Annotated in this window: 14 protein-coding genes, 1 tRNA gene, 4 pseudogenes and 1 other annotated feature; of the genes and pseudogenes, 14 read left to right on the plus strand and 5 right to left on the minus strand. The window is 51.0% G+C overall.

Annotation, left to right across the window (positions count from 1 at the left end; translation table 11 throughout):
- The 4 genes and pseudogenes from RJ38_RS04795 to RJ38_RS04810 form a co-directional block, all read left to right on the plus strand.
- Nucleotides 1-960, plus strand: a pseudogene (locus RJ38_RS04795) (IS3 family transposase); the annotation flags it as partial.
- Nucleotides 16-132: a sequence feature (AL1L pseudoknot), on the plus strand. Its footprint overlaps the pseudogene before it by 117 nt.
- 40 nt (nt 961-1,000) lie before the next feature.
- Nucleotides 1,001-1,270 carry a cytochrome b gene (locus RJ38_RS04800; RefSeq protein ID WP_238321649.1) on the plus strand — a complete coding sequence of 90 codons (270 nt, stop codon included), beginning with the start codon at nt 1,001-1,003 and terminating at the stop codon, nt 1,268-1,270.
- 2 nt (nt 1,271-1,272) lie between these two features.
- On the plus strand, nt 1,273-1,719 hold the full coding sequence (locus RJ38_RS04805) for an anthrone oxygenase family protein (protein WP_039017770.1): 447 nt from the start codon (nt 1,273-1,275) through the stop codon (nt 1,717-1,719).
- Between the two features lie 52 nt (nt 1,720-1,771).
- Nucleotides 1,772-2,908, plus strand: a complete 1,137-nt coding sequence (locus RJ38_RS04810; protein WP_039017771.1) for an FAD-dependent oxidoreductase — start codon at nt 1,772-1,774, stop codon at nt 2,906-2,908.
- A 547-nt stretch (nt 2,909-3,455) separates the two neighbouring features.
- Here RJ38_RS04810 and RJ38_RS04815 read toward each other — a convergent pair.
- The 3 genes and pseudogenes from RJ38_RS04815 to RJ38_RS04825 all read right to left on the minus strand — a co-directional run.
- The gene (locus tag RJ38_RS04815; RefSeq protein WP_039017772.1) at nt 3,456-4,004 is read right to left on the minus strand and encodes a biotin transporter BioY; all 549 of its coding nucleotides are present in this window, start codon (nt 4,002-4,004) and stop codon (nt 3,456-3,458) included.
- Nucleotides 4,005-4,085: 81 nt separating this feature from the next.
- A complete protein-coding gene (locus tag RJ38_RS04820; RefSeq protein ID WP_039017773.1) occupies nt 4,086-4,703 on the minus strand; it encodes an energy-coupling factor transporter transmembrane component T family protein in 618 nt (205 codons plus the stop codon).
- Nucleotides 4,684-5,307 (minus strand): annotated as a pseudogene (locus RJ38_RS04825) (energy-coupling factor ABC transporter ATP-binding protein); the annotation flags it as partial. The gene RJ38_RS04820 and the pseudogene RJ38_RS04825, both read right to left, overlap by 20 nt.
- A gap of 466 nt (nt 5,308-5,773) precedes the next feature.
- Between RJ38_RS04825 and RJ38_RS04830 the strand changes: the two are divergent.
- From RJ38_RS04830 to RJ38_RS04845, 4 genes are all read left to right on the plus strand, one after another.
- Nucleotides 5,774-6,076 (plus strand): virulence factor, encoded by a 303-nt coding sequence (locus RJ38_RS04830; RefSeq protein ID WP_039017774.1) that lies wholly within the window; start codon nt 5,774-5,776, stop codon nt 6,074-6,076.
- 39 nt (nt 6,077-6,115) lie between these two features.
- The gene (locus RJ38_RS04835; protein ID WP_039017775.1) at nt 6,116-7,045 is read left to right on the plus strand and encodes a methylenetetrahydrofolate reductase; all 930 of its coding nucleotides are present in this window, start codon (nt 6,116-6,118) and stop codon (nt 7,043-7,045) included.
- Between the two features lie 9 nt (nt 7,046-7,054).
- Nucleotides 7,055-8,122 (plus strand): methyltetrahydrofolate cobalamin methyltransferase, encoded by a 1,068-nt coding sequence (locus tag RJ38_RS04840; RefSeq protein WP_039017776.1) that lies wholly within the window; start codon nt 7,055-7,057, stop codon nt 8,120-8,122.
- Nucleotides 8,123-8,453: 331 nt separating this feature from the next.
- Nucleotides 8,454-10,514 carry an ASKHA domain-containing protein gene (locus tag RJ38_RS04845; RefSeq protein ID WP_039017777.1) on the plus strand — a complete coding sequence of 687 codons (2,061 nt, stop codon included), beginning with the start codon at nt 8,454-8,456 and terminating at the stop codon, nt 10,512-10,514.
- A gap of 29 nt (nt 10,515-10,543) precedes the next feature.
- Here the strand turns inward: RJ38_RS04845 and RJ38_RS04850 are convergent, their stop codons facing one another.
- Complete coding sequence (locus RJ38_RS04850; RefSeq protein WP_039017778.1) at nt 10,544-12,250, minus strand: amidohydrolase; 1,707 nt, start codon at nt 12,248-12,250, stop codon at nt 10,544-10,546.
- 122 nt (nt 12,251-12,372) lie between these two features.
- Between RJ38_RS04850 and RJ38_RS04855 the strand changes: the two genes are divergently transcribed.
- Nucleotides 12,373-12,446: transfer RNA gene (locus RJ38_RS04855), tRNA-Gly, on the plus strand.
- A 133-nt stretch (nt 12,447-12,579) separates the two neighbouring features.
- Here the strand turns inward: RJ38_RS04855 and RJ38_RS04860 are convergent.
- The gene (locus tag RJ38_RS04860) at nt 12,580-12,882 is read right to left on the minus strand and encodes a hypothetical protein (RefSeq protein ID WP_156121756.1); all 303 of its coding nucleotides are present in this window, start codon (nt 12,880-12,882) and stop codon (nt 12,580-12,582) included.
- A 56-nt stretch (nt 12,883-12,938) separates the two neighbouring features.
- Between RJ38_RS04860 and RJ38_RS04865 the strand changes: the two genes are divergently transcribed.
- The 5 genes and pseudogenes from RJ38_RS04865 to RJ38_RS18780 all read left to right on the plus strand — a co-directional run.
- Nucleotides 12,939-14,150 (plus strand): Y-family DNA polymerase, encoded by a 1,212-nt coding sequence (locus RJ38_RS04865; RefSeq protein ID WP_039017780.1) that lies wholly within the window; start codon nt 12,939-12,941, stop codon nt 14,148-14,150.
- A 265-nt stretch (nt 14,151-14,415) separates the two neighbouring features.
- Nucleotides 14,416-15,546: pseudogene (locus tag RJ38_RS04870) on the plus strand (DNA cytosine methyltransferase).
- Entirely contained in the window at nt 15,539-16,159 is a 621-nt protein-coding gene (locus RJ38_RS04875; RefSeq protein ID WP_082005637.1) for an ATP-binding protein, read from the plus strand. Before RJ38_RS04870 ends, RJ38_RS04875 begins: the two are co-directional and overlap by 8 nt.
- Before the next feature lie 12 nt (nt 16,160-16,171).
- Nucleotides 16,172-16,447: an IS3 family transposase gene (locus RJ38_RS04880; RefSeq protein WP_039017620.1), complete on the plus strand. Its 276-nt coding sequence runs from the start codon at nt 16,172-16,174 to the stop codon at nt 16,445-16,447.
- Nucleotides 16,444-16,701 (plus strand): annotated as a pseudogene (locus RJ38_RS18780) (IS3 family transposase); the annotation flags it as partial. The gene RJ38_RS04880 and the pseudogene RJ38_RS18780, both read left to right, overlap by 4 nt.

The following is a 16,701-nucleotide window of genomic DNA, read 5'->3' on the forward strand; positions in this document are numbered from 1 at the left end:
CCTTCGTAAGGCGTCAGCTTTTTTCGCGGCGGCGGACCTCGACCGCCTACGGAAGAGATGATCATGTTTATAGATGACCACCGTGATCATCTTGGCGTCGAGGTGATTTGCAATGTTTTGCCGATCGCGCCTTCCACCTATTACCACCGCAAGTCGATTGATCGTTATCCCAAGAAGGCATCGGATCGAGCAAAGCGTGATGCCATCATAATGACTAGGATCACCCATTTCTGGGAGAATAGCGGGAAGCGCTATGGGGCGGTTAAGATCTGGCATGACTTGCTCGACGATGGGTTTGTCGTCGCCCGTTGCACGGTTGTTCGCCTTATGAAAAGCATGGGGATACAGGGAATTACACGCGGAAAGGTGACTACGACGAAAAGCAACCCTGCCTTGCCATGCCCTGAAGACAAAGTGAACCGAGAATTCAAAGCACCGGCCCCGAACATCTTGTGGGTTGCAGACTTTACCTACGTCAGGACCGCAGTCGGCTTTGTGTATGTGGCGTTTATCATTGATGTCTTTGCGCGCTACATTGTTGGCTGGAAAGTCTCTTCTTCTCCCAATGCCCAGATGGTGCTTGATGCTTTGAACCAGGCGCTGGCTGCGCGTCAACCGGACCCCAAAATACTTATTCATCACAGTGACAGGGGCGTTCAATATTTGTCGATCAAATACACTGAACGGCTTGAGGAAGCCAAAATTGATCCCTCAGTCGGCAGCGTTGGTGACAGCTATGACAATGCGATGGCCGAGACAATTAATGGCCTCTACAAGGCTGAGGTCATTGAACATGAGGGCCCTTGGCAAGGCAAAAAAGACGTCGAATTTGCCACGCTCGATTGGGTCCATTGGTTCAATCACGAACGCCGCTTTGGACCCATCGGATACATTGCTCCAGCACATGCAGAAAGGAACTTCTATGACAGCCTGAACACTGTTACTCTCGCCGCAGAATAGGAACTCAACTGTCTCCGATAAACCCGGTCTGGTTCACCATGTGCTGTTTTACGTTGCCATTCTGGGGATGGCCGCAAGCGGCATTGGCATGCTGGCGCAATCGGGTGCGGGCGCCGTGTTGTTCGGTGCAAGTGTTGAACCGTTGCCTGATTTTGCAGAGTTTCTGCCACGCGTACCACATGGTGTCGGCGCGCGATTTATGTTGGCGCTATTCGCGCTACATGCCGGCGCGGCACTCTACCATCACTTCATCAAGAGAGACGGCATGATCTGGCGGATGTGGTTCGGCTCAAAGAGCAAAGGAGCCTGATTATGATTAAAACAACGTTCAACATACTCGCAATTTGTGGTGCAGCAGGATTTGCGGGCGTCATGCTCTGTAACGGAGTGACGTTGGGTGGATATTGGCGCAGCCTTCCGGCACAGGCATTCATGGACTGGTTTGCGACCAACAACCAGTTCGTCTCTCGGTCAATCCCTCTGGTCTTCATGCCGACTCTGATCGGCATGGCCGGGTCGGTTTGGTTATCCTGGGGCAGCCCGGATTTGAAGTATTGGCTTCTAAGCACGTTTTGCATCGTGGTCGTCGCGATCTTGACCTTTACCTTCTTTGTCCCGACCAACACTGCCTTTGCAAGCGGGACGATGGACGAGGTGACGGGTGCGGCCAAGCTGAACCAATGGCTCATGATCCACTATTTCCGCATCGGGTTTGGTATGGCCGCAGCAGTCCTCGGCTGCATCGCAATCAAGGCCTGAGGCACCACCCATTCACTGCTCACAGAATAGCTACGCATAAGAGGACAAACTCATGAAAACACGCATTCACGCCATTGCCGGAGCTGTCGGTCTGCTGATGATCTTCACGTTCTGGACCTCGACCGTTATTTCTGAACTGTTCGGGTCATATACAACCATCGCGGCGGTGAAGGGGTGGATTCTGAATGGAATGATCATTTTGATCCCTGCCATGGCGATTGTTGGCGGCTCCGGCATGTCACTAGGAGCAGGCCGATCAGATGAATTTATATCCTCCAAGAAGAAGCGAATGCCGATCATCGCAGCTAACGGGATATTGATACTGCTTCCGATGGCCTTCGTTCTTGAAGCCAAGGCCTCAGCGGGCACGTTCGATACGTTGTTCTATATATTGCAAGGCGTCGAGCTGATCGCAGGGACAACCAATTTGACGCTGATGGGTTTAAACATGCGTGATGGTCTCAGGCTAACGGGTCGGAACAGCCGAGCATCCTCAGTGAAGCTTCTCGGGCGCGAGATGGTCACAGAGAACACGCTCGCAGTACGTCTTGCGAAACCTGCGGGGTTCACATTTGAATCGGGCCAAGCGATCCGACTGACCATCCCGCCCGATGCGCCTCAAGGTGCAGGCGAGGCGCGCGTTCTTTCTATCGCCAGTGCGCCACATGAAGCGGATCTGGCCGTGATCACTCGCATGCGAGACAATGATTTCAAGCAAGCCTTGAAGACATTGCCCGAGGTACAGGTCACTGGACCATTAGGGAGCTTCACGAGAGATGTGTTTCAAGACAGTCCCACGGTATTTCTAGCAGGCGGGATCGGCATTACGCCGTTTCTATCGATAATCCGCGACGCGGATCATTCTGATCGTTTGAACCAAACTACATTATTCTACTCCAATCGTAGCCCGAGGGATGCGGCGATGCTGAGTGAATTACAAGAGATCCACGCAACCAACCCAGAATTCAAAATGGTTGCCACGATGTCGGATATCGAAGCCAGCAATGACTGGGACGGCGAAATGGGGCGCATCAATGTAGAAATGCTGTTCAGGCATCTGTCCGATCTAACACAACCGAACTACTACTGCGTTGGCTCTGGCGGGTTCGTTTCAGCGATGACTGAAATTCTGGCTTCGGCGGGTGTCGAGAAGAATCGCATTCGCACCGAACAATTTAACGGGTACTAAAAACTGACGTCGCGACGCCACATCACGGACGTTCATACCCCGCGCAGCGTTGGTCGATGTGGGCTCTTTACTGCCGTTAGCTGCATGTTGCTCCAATGTCTGCTTTTCCATTGCCCCAAGGCTTTTCAGCCCTGCGATATATGAGGTCTCCGGGCTGCCAAGCCTTGGTCACGTTTGCGGATTGTGGTGACATTTCTGATTTGCGCAACCAGTGACATTTCATCTTTGTTGCAACATTCGTGATCTTAACGGTAGTGGAGAAAATAGTGAAATGGCGAGTAAGCGAAATTCTCACCCCTCTGGGGCGTCGCGTCGACGGTCAAGCTGTAGTTCTCGGAATGGCTCAGCAGCACGAAAGCGGCGATTGCGTCCCGTTCGGGGCGCTCTTATCAGCGCTGCAACACTTGCGACATTTCATCTTTGTTGCAAAAATCTAAGATTGTGGGTGCGCTCGACCTCTTATCCAAACTGGCCTCAAAAAAAGATAATGGAACGCAACCAACGACTGCGTTCCATCAGTTGTATGTCGTTCAACGACACCTATTTACTAACTGTCTTGACGTGACAGCAGCGCTGCAGGACGTGCCTTGGAAATTTGCGTGGCAATCAATCCTGCAACAACCGCCTTCGCGACATCTACGGGAATGAAGACCAGCATTGATTGTGTCATCACGAGGATTGGTTTTTCAAGGTAAACAGCCAACCACACAATGCCAATCGGATAGAGAACCACAACACCGCCAACAAAGGCCGCGATGACAGCGCCGACGATCAAGTCGCCCTTCCAGCGTTCAAAGATAAACCCAGTTACGAAGGCGGCAAGGATATATGCGAATAGAAATCCACCTGTCGCGCCTAGGAACGGAGCAATCCCGCCTCGGGCACCCGTCAAAATTGGCATGCCAACCGCAGCTACAACAAGTACCAGTATAACAGCCAGCGCGCCACGTTGTGCCCCCAGCACGAGACCACATAACATGACACCTAGCAGCTGCAACGAGATCGGCACGCCAGGTATGAGATCTATTTTGGGGATGAAACCAAGCACAGCAGTAAAAGCCGCCATCAAGGCAATATATGTGAGATTACGTTCCATTTTCGCGTTTCCTATCGTGGTTTTATGGAAGATTAGAAGCAAGTTATCCACAGGCTTCTTGTGAGAAGAAGAAAAAGTTATTCACAGCTTGCTCTGTGTTTCCTGGACCCCGCCGCGCGCGCGGAGCGCCTCCGAAACTTGGTCCGCGTCATCGATGGCAAGCAAGGTGATCGGAACCACAATGCGCCATCCTGGGCGTTTTGGACTACGTGCACGCCAACTTTCGCGCAATGCTTCGGATTTTTCACTCAAGACCGGGATAAAGCGCACCATCATGGCCATGGCGATTTCAGCGGGTCGCGTCGAAATACCCGCCCGGCGAATGGGGGTCGTAAGCCAACTTAGCACCCCCATCATCTGCGAAAGTTGGGTTGTCATAGTCACAAGGTTTGCCAATGCCAGCACGGCAAGAATCCGAAAAAGGAGCGCCAAGCCGACGGCGTATTCTCCGCTCCAAACGTGCCAAATACAGATAAACGCCACAACCGGCCAGATGCGGCGCAAGTGGTTGATACCTTCGCCCAGAAAACCCATTCCCCCGCAAATAAAGGCCAAAAAGACCAACAGCAGAGCAAAGGCTTGCACCCGTAGATCAGGGAAAACGAACAGTGCAATTGAAAAAACGAGCAGAACCAGAAGCTTGAAACCCGCAGGAATTCCGTGAAAAACGGTGCGGTGGTCAGATGTCAGAGAAAGCACTTCCGCCCTCCTCATTCATCGCCGCCAGATAGGTTGGAAGAACCTCACTGGGCCTTCCATCTTTCGAAATCTTACCGCCTTCAATCCAGATAACCCGGTCAAACTGCTGCAAACGTTCGGGATCATGTGTGATCATCACAACTTGTTCATCGAGACCGTCAATTACGCCGTTCAAGGCGCGATTTGTGGGAATATCCAAACCAGCAAAGGGTTCGTCCAACAGGATCGTCCCCGGGGCCATGGCCAAGACAGACATCAAACACACAAGGTGCCGCTGCCCGCCAGAAAGAGTCTGTATCGAACGGTCCCTCCACGCAGCCTTTCCAAAGCGTTCCAAGATTTTCCCGCAGTTATCCACAGTATTATCCTCAGACTGCCCCAATTGTTGCAAACCAAATGAAATCTCTTCTTCCACAGTTGGGAAAATGATTTGATGATCAGGGTTTTGAAACAAAATTCCGACAGCACGAATGGCGGCTTTACGATCATCCGCCACATCGGCACCGTACACATGCACCCTGCCCTCGTCTGGTTTTATCAGCCCAGCCAGGACACGCATTAACGTCGTTTTGCCCGACCCATTGCGACCGACAATGCCAATCCGTTTTTCCGTTAACGTCATATCTGGCAGGTCTAATACGCGTTGAGTACCCCTCGAAAAACGAAGCGCAGTCAGCGAAATTCCGTCGTGTGATGTGTCGCTTATCAATGGATCCGCCTGTTCGCGTCGTATTTTTGTTATCAGATTCGGGACAACCATAATGTGCAGTTCACCAAGGATAACAGAGGGTGCAAAAACCAATGGGGTGCGACAATTTGTACATTTTTAAGTCAACTTGATTACGCAAATGCGTTTAAGTATCTGATAAATAGCAGTTATGAAGTTCCGCACATATAGATCATGAGAATTTCCTGCCTTTCAATACAGCCTGAAAATGCCCACCACATCTGAACGGATCCAAGGCGATGACAACACCGCAGAGTCGCTCTTATGGCGGAGTGTGTCGAAAACTGACCCATTCTTTTCGCATCCGAGGACTACAAGCGAAATATAAAGGGGAGGAATCAAGATGCCAGACGTCACAATCGTTTACTGGAGAGACATGCCGGCGCAGGTTATCGTTGGCAAAGGCCGACGTGGTGCCAAAGCTGCATTGCCGGAACGCTTTGAACAAGCCATCGATCGTGCCGCGATGAAGGTAAATGCGAAAGACGCTGATGCCTATCTTGCAGGGTTTCGCAAGGCGGCCCCCTACCCAATGGAAGGTGATCAAGACGAGATCGCCAAAGCCGAGGCCGCGCGCCTTGATGCAGAATACGACCAAGATCGCTTGAAGGTCTTGATCGCAAATGATGGCCACGCAGAGAGCTAAACTTAGATGTCTCTGACACATACTATAAAGGATGCGATCATGTCGCTTTTGCCATTCAAAAAGAAAACAGAAGCAGCGCCGATTACGGTGTCTCCGGAAGTTGAAGCCTTTCTTGATGGGTATTCCATCGAAGTCATGCCACGCACAGCCGCAAAGATTGACGATTTTCGTGATCTTCTGCCACAGGGCACCCGCGTTTATGTTGCGCATATCGAAGGCACGCCCATTGATGAAATGGTTGAAACCGCGGCCCGTTTGAACTCTGAGGGCTATGATGTGATGCCGCATTTCCCAGCCCGCATCATCAAAGACGAAGCCATGCTTGCGGATTGGATCGCACGTTATCAAGGCGAAGCCAATGTGACCCAGGCCCTTCTACTGGCTGGTGGCGTAGACAAACCACATGGCGACTTTCATTCTTCCATGCAATTGCTTGAAACCGGTCAATTTGATAAAGCGGGTTTCAAACGTCTGCATGTTGCCGGTCACCCCGAAGGCAACAAAGATATCGACCGCGATGGCAGCACGAAGCTTGTGATGGAAGCCCTTGGTTGGAAACAAGAGTTCTCTAAACGCACTGACGCTGACATGGCTTTGGCGACGCAGTTCTGCTTTGAAGCAGGTCCGGTGATTGAATGGGCTGACAGCCTTGTGGAAGCTGGCATTGATATCCCCGTTCATATCGGTGTTGCTGGCCCTGCAAAGCTGCAGACATTGATCAAGTTTTCAATTGCTTGTGGTGTTGGCGCTTCTTTGAAAGTGCTTCAGAAACGCGCAAAAGACGTGACCAAATTGTTGCTGCCGTTTGAGCCAGATCAGATGATCACGGATCTTGCGGCGCATAAAGCTGCGAACCCTGATTTCAACATCGAGAAGGTGCATTTCTTCCCCCTCGGTGGCATCAAAACAAACGCCAACTGGGCGATCACACATGGCGGCGCCTCTGGCGTTCCCGTTAACCAAAAATAAGAGAAAATCATGACCCGTACAGTTGTCGAAAGCAAAACAAAAACCGCGATCCTGGGCTTTGACGAGCCATTCTGTGTGATCGGTGAACGCATTAATCCAACGGGTCGCAAAATCCTTGCGGCTGAGTTGGAACAAGGCGATTTTTCCCGCGTAGAAGCCGATGCGATCGCGCAAGTTGCCGCTGGTGCGACCATCCTTGATATCAACTCGGGTGCTGTTTTTTCTAATAAAATGGCCGAAGATCCCCGTTATGCGGACAACAACTTTGTTGAACCGCCCCTGATGGAAGAAATGGTTAAAATCGTACAAGCCGTTGTGGATGCGCCCCTGTGTATCGACAGTTCTGTGCCTGGTGCGCTGGAACGTGGCCTTGCCGCCGCTGAAGGTCGTCCACTTTTGAATTCCGTCACAGGTGAAGAAGAACGCCTTGAGATGGTTCTGCCGCTAGTTAAGAAATACAACGTGCCGGTTGTTGCGATTTCCAACGATGACACTGGCATTTCCGAAGACCCAGAAGTGCGTTTCGCGGTTGCAAAGAAAATCGTTGAACGCGCCGCTGATTTTGGCATTCCGGCCCATGATATCGTGGTTGATCCGCTTGTGATGCCAATTGGCGCGATGGGCACCGCTGGTTTGCAGGTTTTCTCACTTGTGCGTCGCCTGCGTGACGAATTGGGCGTGAACACAACTTGTGGTGCATCCAACATCTCATTTGGCCTACCAAACCGTCACGGCATCAACAACGCCTTCCTTCCTATGGCAATGGCATGTGGCATGACCTCTGCGATTATGAACCCGGTCGCCCTGCCCGTTGGTCCAAAGAAATTGGCCGAAAAAAGGGCTGCGGTTGAAGCTGCTGGTATCATCTTGCCTGCGGATATGGACGACGAAGCATTCTGTCAGATGTTCGGTATCGGTTCCACCATGCCGCGCGCTGGTAAAGAAATGGAAGCCATCCGTGCAGCCAACTTCCTGACCAACAATGACGCATCTGGTTCAGAATGGATCCGCACAAACAAGGTCATCATTCCTGGTGAAGCTGGCGGTCGCGGTGGCCGCCGTCGCCGTCGCGGATAAGCCTTTCAGCTCATAAAATAAAGATGGGGCTCGCATTGCGGGCCCCATTTTGATTCAGCACTCGCCCAAGGTTTCCCCGAACTAAAATCGGGGACGAATGGCACACAATCGGCGCGGCGTATTCCTGACAGACGTCGGCAGAAAAACCTGGTGGAACGCCACTTGCACAACAGCACCCCATTTTTGAACTCATGTTCCCCTGGATCACGGTCAAAATCTGCCTGATTTCTTAAACTTAAGACGTTTGCGACAATAATTGTGCCGCCCTTGGGGTGTCTAGCGCATTGAACCATTGTATGCTGACGCAAAGACGCGACTTACAGGCAGGCACATGACTTCTGAGAACACCACCGACCCACTTGTGATTTTCACCCCTTCTGGAAAACGCGGGAACTTTCCTGCAGGCACCCCAGTTCTAACGGCAGCACGACAGCTGGGCGTTGACCTTGATTCCGTCTGTGGCGGACGCGGTATCTGTTCCAAATGTCAGGTCGAACCCTCGTTCGGCGAATTCCCCAAGCACGGCGTAAGTGTTTGCGAAACCGCATTGTCTGAATGGAACTCAGTCGAGCAGCGCTATGACGACAAACGCGGTCTGACAAAAGGTCGCCGTCTTGGTTGCCAAGCGACCATCCAATCTGATGTGGTGATTGATGTTCCGGCGGGCAGTCAGGTCCACCGTCAGGTCGTGCGCAAACGCGCCGAGGCCCGAGACATCACGATCAACCCTGCTGTGCGTCGATATTATGTTGAAGTCGAACAGCCCGATATGCACGAACCATCTGGTGATCTGGAACGTTTGCGCCAAGCGTTGGAAAAGCAATTTGGTATCAAAGGCGTAGATGCCGACCTTCATGTCATGCAAACGCTACAAACCACCCTACGCAAGGGCGAATGGAAGGTAACCTGTGCTGTTTCCACAGGGATCACCGAAGGCACAGGCGCGCAGAAACCCGCGATCTTGCAGGTCTGGCCTGGCTACCATGAAACCCCGCTTTACGGCCTTGCTGTGGACCTTGGCTCCACCACCATCGCCGCACATTTATGTGACCTGACATCGGGCGAAGTTGTGGCTTCCTCAGGCATCATGAACCCCCAAATTCGCTTTGGAGAGGATTTGATGAGCCGCGTCAGCTATTCCATGATGAACGATGGCGGAGCTGAGGAAATGACCCGCGCCGTGCGTGAAGGTATGAACGCATTGTTCACACAAATCGCGATTGAGGCCGAAATAGGCACGGATCAGATTATGGATGTGGTCTTCGTGATGAACCCCGTCATGCACCATCTTTTCCTGGGCATCGATCCCTATGAATTGGGGCAAGCTCCCTTCGCACTTTGTACATCCGAAGCGCTGTCACTGCGCGCATCGACATTGGGCTTGATGATTCACCCTTCTGCGCGCGCCTATATTTTGCCATCCATTGCCGGGCATGTTGGCGCCGATGCAGCGGCGGTTACCCTTTCAGAAGCTCCTGATAAATCAGAAGATCTTGTGCTTTTGGTCGATGTGGGCACAAATGCGGAAATCCAGTTGGGCAACAAAGAAAAGGTCTATGCTTGTTCTTCGCCAACCGGTCCCGCTTTTGAAGGCGCGCAGATTTCATCTGGCCAGCGCGCAGCCCCTGGTGCGATTGAACATCTAACGATTGATCCCGTTACAAAGGAACCCCGTTTTCAGGTGATCGGTTCTGATCTTTGGTCTGATGATCCCGGTTTTGCGGATGCCATTGCCGCTTCTGGCATCACGGGTATTTGTGGATCAGGGATCATCGAAGCCGTCGCCGAAATGCGCATGGCGGGCATTCTGGACCCGTCCGGTTTGATTGGATCGGCAGAACAAACCGGCACATCACGTTGTTTCTTGGATGGGCGTACAAATTCCTATCTGATTTGGGATGGCAGTGCAGATGGCGGCCCGGTTATTTCGGTCACCAACCCCGATATCCGTGCCATTCAGATGGCAAAAGCCGCGCTGTATTCCGGTGCGCGCCTGTTGATGGATAAATTCGAGACAGACACGGTGGATCGCGTCGTTCTGGCCGGAGCCTTTGGCGCACATATCAGTCCAAAACACGCAATGGTTCTGGGCATGATCCCGGATTGTGAATTGGACATGGTGACCAGTGCGGGCAACGCCGCCGGCACGGGCGCACGTATTGCCCTGCTAAATGTCGCGGCCCGTGGTGAGATTGAGGAAATCGTCGGAAACATCATCAAGATCGAAACCGCTATTGAACCAAGCTTCCAAGAACATTTCGTCAACGCAAGCGCGATCCCGAATTCCTCGGATCCCTTCCCGATCTTGGCCTCAATATTGACCCTACCAGACGTGAACTTTAACACGGGCGGTGGCGATGGTGGCTCACGCCGCAGACGTCGCCGAGGTTAAAGCCGGGGATAAGAAACAGGCGGATCCTGTCAGAGCATCGACATCAGGATCCGCCACGCCATCTTGGGCGTAAATTCCGCGATCGCACGCGTGTCTGCAATCTGGCCATTGCGGATGGTCTGTAGGACCTGAATATCAGATATATTATCTACGGACACCGCAAGCGGATTTGCATCCACAATCGTGAAGTTCGCCTGTTTTCCAACGGATATTGACCCAAGACGATCCTCCACTCCCAGTTGCACGGCTGCATTCAACGTCATGGCTCGCAATGCCTGTTCCGGTGTCAGCGCTTGCTCAGATCCAACCACCTGCCCGTTTGGCCCACGTCGGGTGACCGCGGTTTCCATTGTCTGGAATGGGTCCAGCGGCGTCGCCGGATGATCCCCGTGCAGGGTGAAGGTCAAACCATATTCCGCCGCCCAGCCCAACGGCATATATCTAGCGGCGCGTTCTAGGCCAAATAGCGCGTCCAGCTGATGGCCATACCAAGTAATGTGATCCACGAAAAAGCCTGTTGTCACCCCAAGATCCCTTGCACGTTCCAGCTGGTCAGATGTGATTAATGCGTTGTGTTCCAGACGGTGTCTTAAGCCGGGTTGTGGGGCGTCGTTTTGCAAACGCTCAAAGACATTTAGAGCAAGCTCAACCGCCTCTTCCCCCTGAACATGCACCGCAATCTGACGCCCGTCGCGATGGTATGGCAGTGCTTGTTTATAGAACCCATTCTCATCCATTAACACTTCCGCGCTGTGATTATGCGACAGGCCCAGCTGCTGCCGTACAAGAGTTGAATTGCTGTAAGGTTCCGCAGTGGCAGCACCCCCAGTAAAGGGCGATCCATCCAGCCAGAATTTCACGCCTGGAACCTTAAAATTTACCTCGGCCCCTAGATCGGTTTCGTCGGTCACTTGATCATCCAGAAGATACAGATGCGTGCCGACTGGGGCCTGCGCTCTATTACCGACCCGTTGCAGTAGATTGACCGGATCAGGATGACGCCCGACCGCGCCCGCAATTCCGATTTCAGTAAAACCAGCGCTGGCATAGGCTTGGTATTGACGACGCAAAAGAAACTCGACCACCGGATCTGTTGCCGGGGGAATTTGCGCAACCACTTTGTTGACTTCCTCCAGCTCGTGCAAGGCGGCACCATGGGACAAAGGGAGACCCGCAGCCGTGAGAGCGGCGGAATTCGCAAAGGCCTCATGCAACATCTGGGTCAGGATCAGCATGGGCTTATCAGGTGATATCGCATCAAGTTCTGCCAACGTTGGTGGGTGCATCCCCTCAACGGCCACCGGATCCCAGCCCCAGGCAACAAACCACGGCGTCAGCATAACGCCATCGGCCGCATCGCGCAGGGTTGTCATAACAGATGACCTGTCAGAATGGGTCGAAGCACTGATGTTCACGGTCGCGCCCAGCATTGCGCTGGCGATCGGATGTGTATGTGGTTCAATCAACCCAGGCAGAACAATCCCTGTGCCTTCCCCATATGTCGGCACATCAAACGCCCCTTGAAGGGCGTCGAAATCGCCCACCGCACGGATTATGCCATCTTCCACATAGACGGCATTACCACTGGCATGATTTTCATCCAATGTGATCACGTCACCCGCAGATAAAATATAGCGATCCGGATTGCTTTGAGGTTGCGCCAGCCAAAACCATAGGGTCAAAGCCATAGCAAAAATACCCACCGTTCCCGCGATACATCGTTTCAAAAACTTCATGATCAGCCTCCCTGCCGCGCAGCCTCTCTCACCAAAGCAGAGCTGTCCAGTCTAACCATAGGTCAAACGGTACCCTTTGCGACTTGACCCCCGCAAAAGGCAGAGTTAGGAATGCCCACATCGCGGGTGTAGCTCAATGGTAGAGCAGCAGCTTCCCAAGCTGAATACGAGGGTTCGATTCCCTTCACCCGCTCCAGATTTTCCCTTTATATATAAAGTACTTAGCCCAGGATTCGATTGTATTTGAAATTAAACAAAAGGGAAGAATAGGGAACGTCTGGGACCTAAATGGCATATGAGTCCCAGAATACCCCCCAGACTTCAAACCCTCACCCACCAGCCCATCTTTTGATATTACGAAAGATCACCCCTGCACTCTGCTCTCTTACGTCTGGGTTGACCTCGCCAACAGCCACTAGAAACGATGATGCGAGTTCCGGGCCTTTGTTGATTTTTTCGCGCACATAATCTAAGGCTTCATGAAGTTCTGGCGTTCTGACATCGTGATCACGACATTCTACCACAGCATTTGCAATCACTATTAACGCTCCATTAAACCGGGCATTAACAAGAATTTCTTCTGACCAACTTCCGCCAAACGCAACATTTTTGAGTTGTTTTTCTATATCCATCATGAGAACAAATGTAGAACGTAAAGCACACAAAACCCACCCACTGGATCTTGCCAATGACGCCGATGCGTACACTATACCTTGATATGAACGCTTTTTTTGCGAGTGTGGAACAGCAAGTTCAACCACGACTCAGGGGGCGTCCAGTTGGCATCACCGCTCTGGACACCGGGCCACACAACAATTGGGCTGGAGGCGTGGTTGCATGCAGTTATGAGGCGAAGAATGCGGGCGTCAAAGGAATAATCTCTGTCAGAGAAGCGCGGCAGATTTGCCCAGACATGATCTTCATACAGGCACGACACAAACTATATGCACGGGCCAACCAAGCCATCGCCCGTGAAATCGATAAGATTGCAGAGGTCGAACGCATCCGTTCAATCGATGAATTGCAGATCGGATTGGGCGGTCCAACTTCAGATTTAAATGCGGCATTGGATTTGGCACATGAAATCAAGCGTGTCATGCGTGAGAATGTCGGAACCTACATGAGGTGTTCAATCGGTATAGGACCGAACCAACTATTGGCTAAGATGGCGGGCAAGCTTGAAAAGCCCGATGGACTGCAGTGGCTGGCACCTGAGAACATGCCAATGCGGATCGCGCATCTTAAACCAGATGATTTGCCGGGCATCTCTCGCGGAATGATGCAACGACTTCAGAAATCACATATCTGGGGCATTGAAGAATTGTATGCTCTCGACCCAAGGCACGCCCGCATGATCTGGCGATCCGTTGAAGGTGAAAGGTTTGTTCGCGCCTTGCAGGGTGAGAACATACCTCTGATCGAAACAAGCCGTGGCGGCTACGGACAATCTAAGGTTCTGGCACCGAAATACCGATCACCAGAAATGGCCGGGCGGGTTGGGCGGTGGCTTACTGAGAGAGCTGTCTCTCGAATGAGACGAGACGGATACTGTGCAGGTAAATTCCACCTGTATATAAGCAGATTCGATCAACGGGCTTATCAGCGGTCAAAAACACTAACCCCTTCACAAGACACACGGGTTTTCATGAATCTGTTTGACCGCATGTCCGATAGCTTTATTCGAGACAGGACACACGCAACATCCATTGGCATCAATTTAACAAAAATTGTGAATCTTAAAGATCGTCCAGGTGAGTTATTTCTACCGTTAAAGCCGGGACAGGCAAACCAGAATGAAAAATTATCAACGCTTGTTGATCAGCTTAACCGCCGGTACGGCCAAAAGGTAATCCAGCACGGCATTCAGCAAGAGCATTTGGGTTTTTTTGACCGGGGATGACCTACCAAGCCAAAATACACTTTAAAGCACCAGCGAAAAACCTTGATCACACGGTTAGAAGTCAATGGGTACCGGCCAAATCTGTTTAGATTTCTGTCAGCCTATGCTGTTGAAAAAATTATGACTTCGGCGCTATCAATATTCAGCTAAGTTAAATTTTTGAAGTGCAACTTTGCAGTAGCCATTTAGTCCAAATCTCATATATATTATGTGGGGATAGGCAAACGTTTTCTACCTCAAACTTTTTAATCGGATGCTATACACATTGTTTGATCAAACCACGGCTCTTGAAAAGGATGAAACCGCGTTCAGGGTCGTAGACCTTTTCGCTGGGGCTGGTGGCTTCTCCTTGGCAGCTAGACATTGCAATGCAGAGGTCGTTTTTGCCGTAGAAAATGACCCAAATGCCGTAAAAACCTATAAAGAAAATTTCAGTTCTCTTTCAAAAGGCAAAAAGACCGTATTGTATGATACTTGTATACAAAAACTTTCTGCGTAAAAAATAGCTGCAAAGCACTTTCCGGAGAATGAACGGTGCGACCTACTGTTAGGCGGCCCACCTTGTCAAGGTTTCTCGTCACATCGGATAAATGACGCAGGCATCAATGACCCTAGAAATGATCTAATCCTATCATACTTTGAATTCATCGATAAGCTAAAGCCACGCATGTTTCTTATGGAAAACGTACCGGGGATTCTTTGGAAGAGGCATGAGAGCTATCTAAACGCCTTCTATAAAATGGGAGTTGATGCTGGGTACAACCTTTTCCGCCCAATAACGATTGATGCAAGAAACTATGGCCTCCCACAAGCGCGGAAACGTGTATTTATTTTAGGTTTGTGCAAGAGTATCGGCAATAATGAAATCCAGTGGCCGCCATCCCCAACGCACGGATCCGAAAAAGCGCGAAGATCTAATAAAACACTTCAAAAGTGGGTAAATTGCAGGAGTGCGTTTAAGCGATCACCAAAAGGTGACATCAATAATATCCATATGAAACATGGGGCAGCCTTGATCGAGGCATTCAAAAACACCCCCATAAACGGTGGTAGTCGGCAGGATTCTGGGCGTACTCTCCCATGCCATGAAACTCACAATGGCCACAAAGATGTTTATGGTCGCATTGATCCATCAAAACCAGCCCCAACGATGACGGCAGGTTGCTCGAATCCTTCCAAAGGTCGGTTCGTGCACCCCACTCAGCATCATGGGATAACAATGAGACAAGCCGCTCGTATTCAAACTTTTCCAGATACATTCGCATTTTATGGAGGAATAACTGCAGCCAGTCGCCAAATCGGAAATGCCGTTCCTGTAAAGTTAGCGGAAATCTTAATCGAACACCTCAAGGCGCATCACAGTTCATCAAGAAATTTAGGTACTCACATTGATTAAAAATCTTAATTTTCAAACCAGAGCTAGGACATTGGATCATCTCGGGAGAGAACAAATTGCAGATGTTCCAACTGCAATCTCAGAACTCTGGAAAAATTCTTATGATGCATATGCAACAGCTGCAAACCTTTCACTTTACGACGGCGCCTCACCCGTGGTCGCTATTTGCGATAATGGCCATGGAATGAACTATGAGGAGTTTGTAGATCGTTGGCTTGTGGTGGGCACCGAATCCAAGCTTTTCTCAGAAGAAACGCCAGAAGAAGACCGCTTTGGACAAGGTTTGAGGCCAAAGCAAGGACAGAAAGGCATTGGCAGGCTTTCCTCTGCACACCTAGGGCCAATAATGTTGCTAGTATCTAAACGACGGAATAACGATTTTGTTGTTGCCCTCATTGATTGGCGACTATTTGAAAACCCATATTTGCTACTGTCAGATATCAAAATGCCTGTAACTGAAGTAAAAGATCAAAGTGCGGTTCTCTCTGTTCTTCCGGAGTTATTTGATTGCCTAATGGCTAATATTTGGGGCGAAAAAACAAAAGATAAAACATCTGCAGAATGGTCTTGTCGCGGTTTAGTTCCGGTCTCTTTCGAGCAATGTTTGCTATGAAGGAGATAGAGAATGGCAAAGAGATACACAGACGAGTTTCGGCGTGATGCGGTGCGCATGGCGACGACGAGTGGCTTAACGCGGCCTCAACTTTCATCAGATTTAGGGGTTGGGCTTTCGACGCTGAACAAATGGGTTCAACAGCATCAACACGATGACCTGATGTCAGGACCGCATGAAGACGTTGAGAAGGAGAACACGCGGCTTCGCAAGGAAGTCCGTCTGCTGCGCGAGGAGAGGGAAGTGTTAAAAAAGGCGGCAATCTTCTTTGCAGGCCAAAGCCGGTGAGATTTGCGTTCATCGACGCCTGGAAAGAAGAATGGCCAGTTGAGTTCCTGTGCAAAGTTATGCGGGTCACATCACGTGGTTTTCGCGCGTGGCGGGTTCGCCCGATGAGCCAGCGTCAACGCGATGATATGGTGATCCTGGCTCACATCCGTGAACAGCATCGCTTAAGCCTGCAAAGCTATGGGCGGCCTCGGATAACCGAGGAACTGCAAGAATGGATTACCCGTGGGAGCAGAAAGATGAGAGACATGCTG

This window comes from Halocynthiibacter namhaensis (assembly GCF_000812685.1).
Lineage (GTDB): Bacteria > Pseudomonadota > Alphaproteobacteria > Rhodobacterales > Rhodobacteraceae > Halocynthiibacter > Halocynthiibacter namhaensis.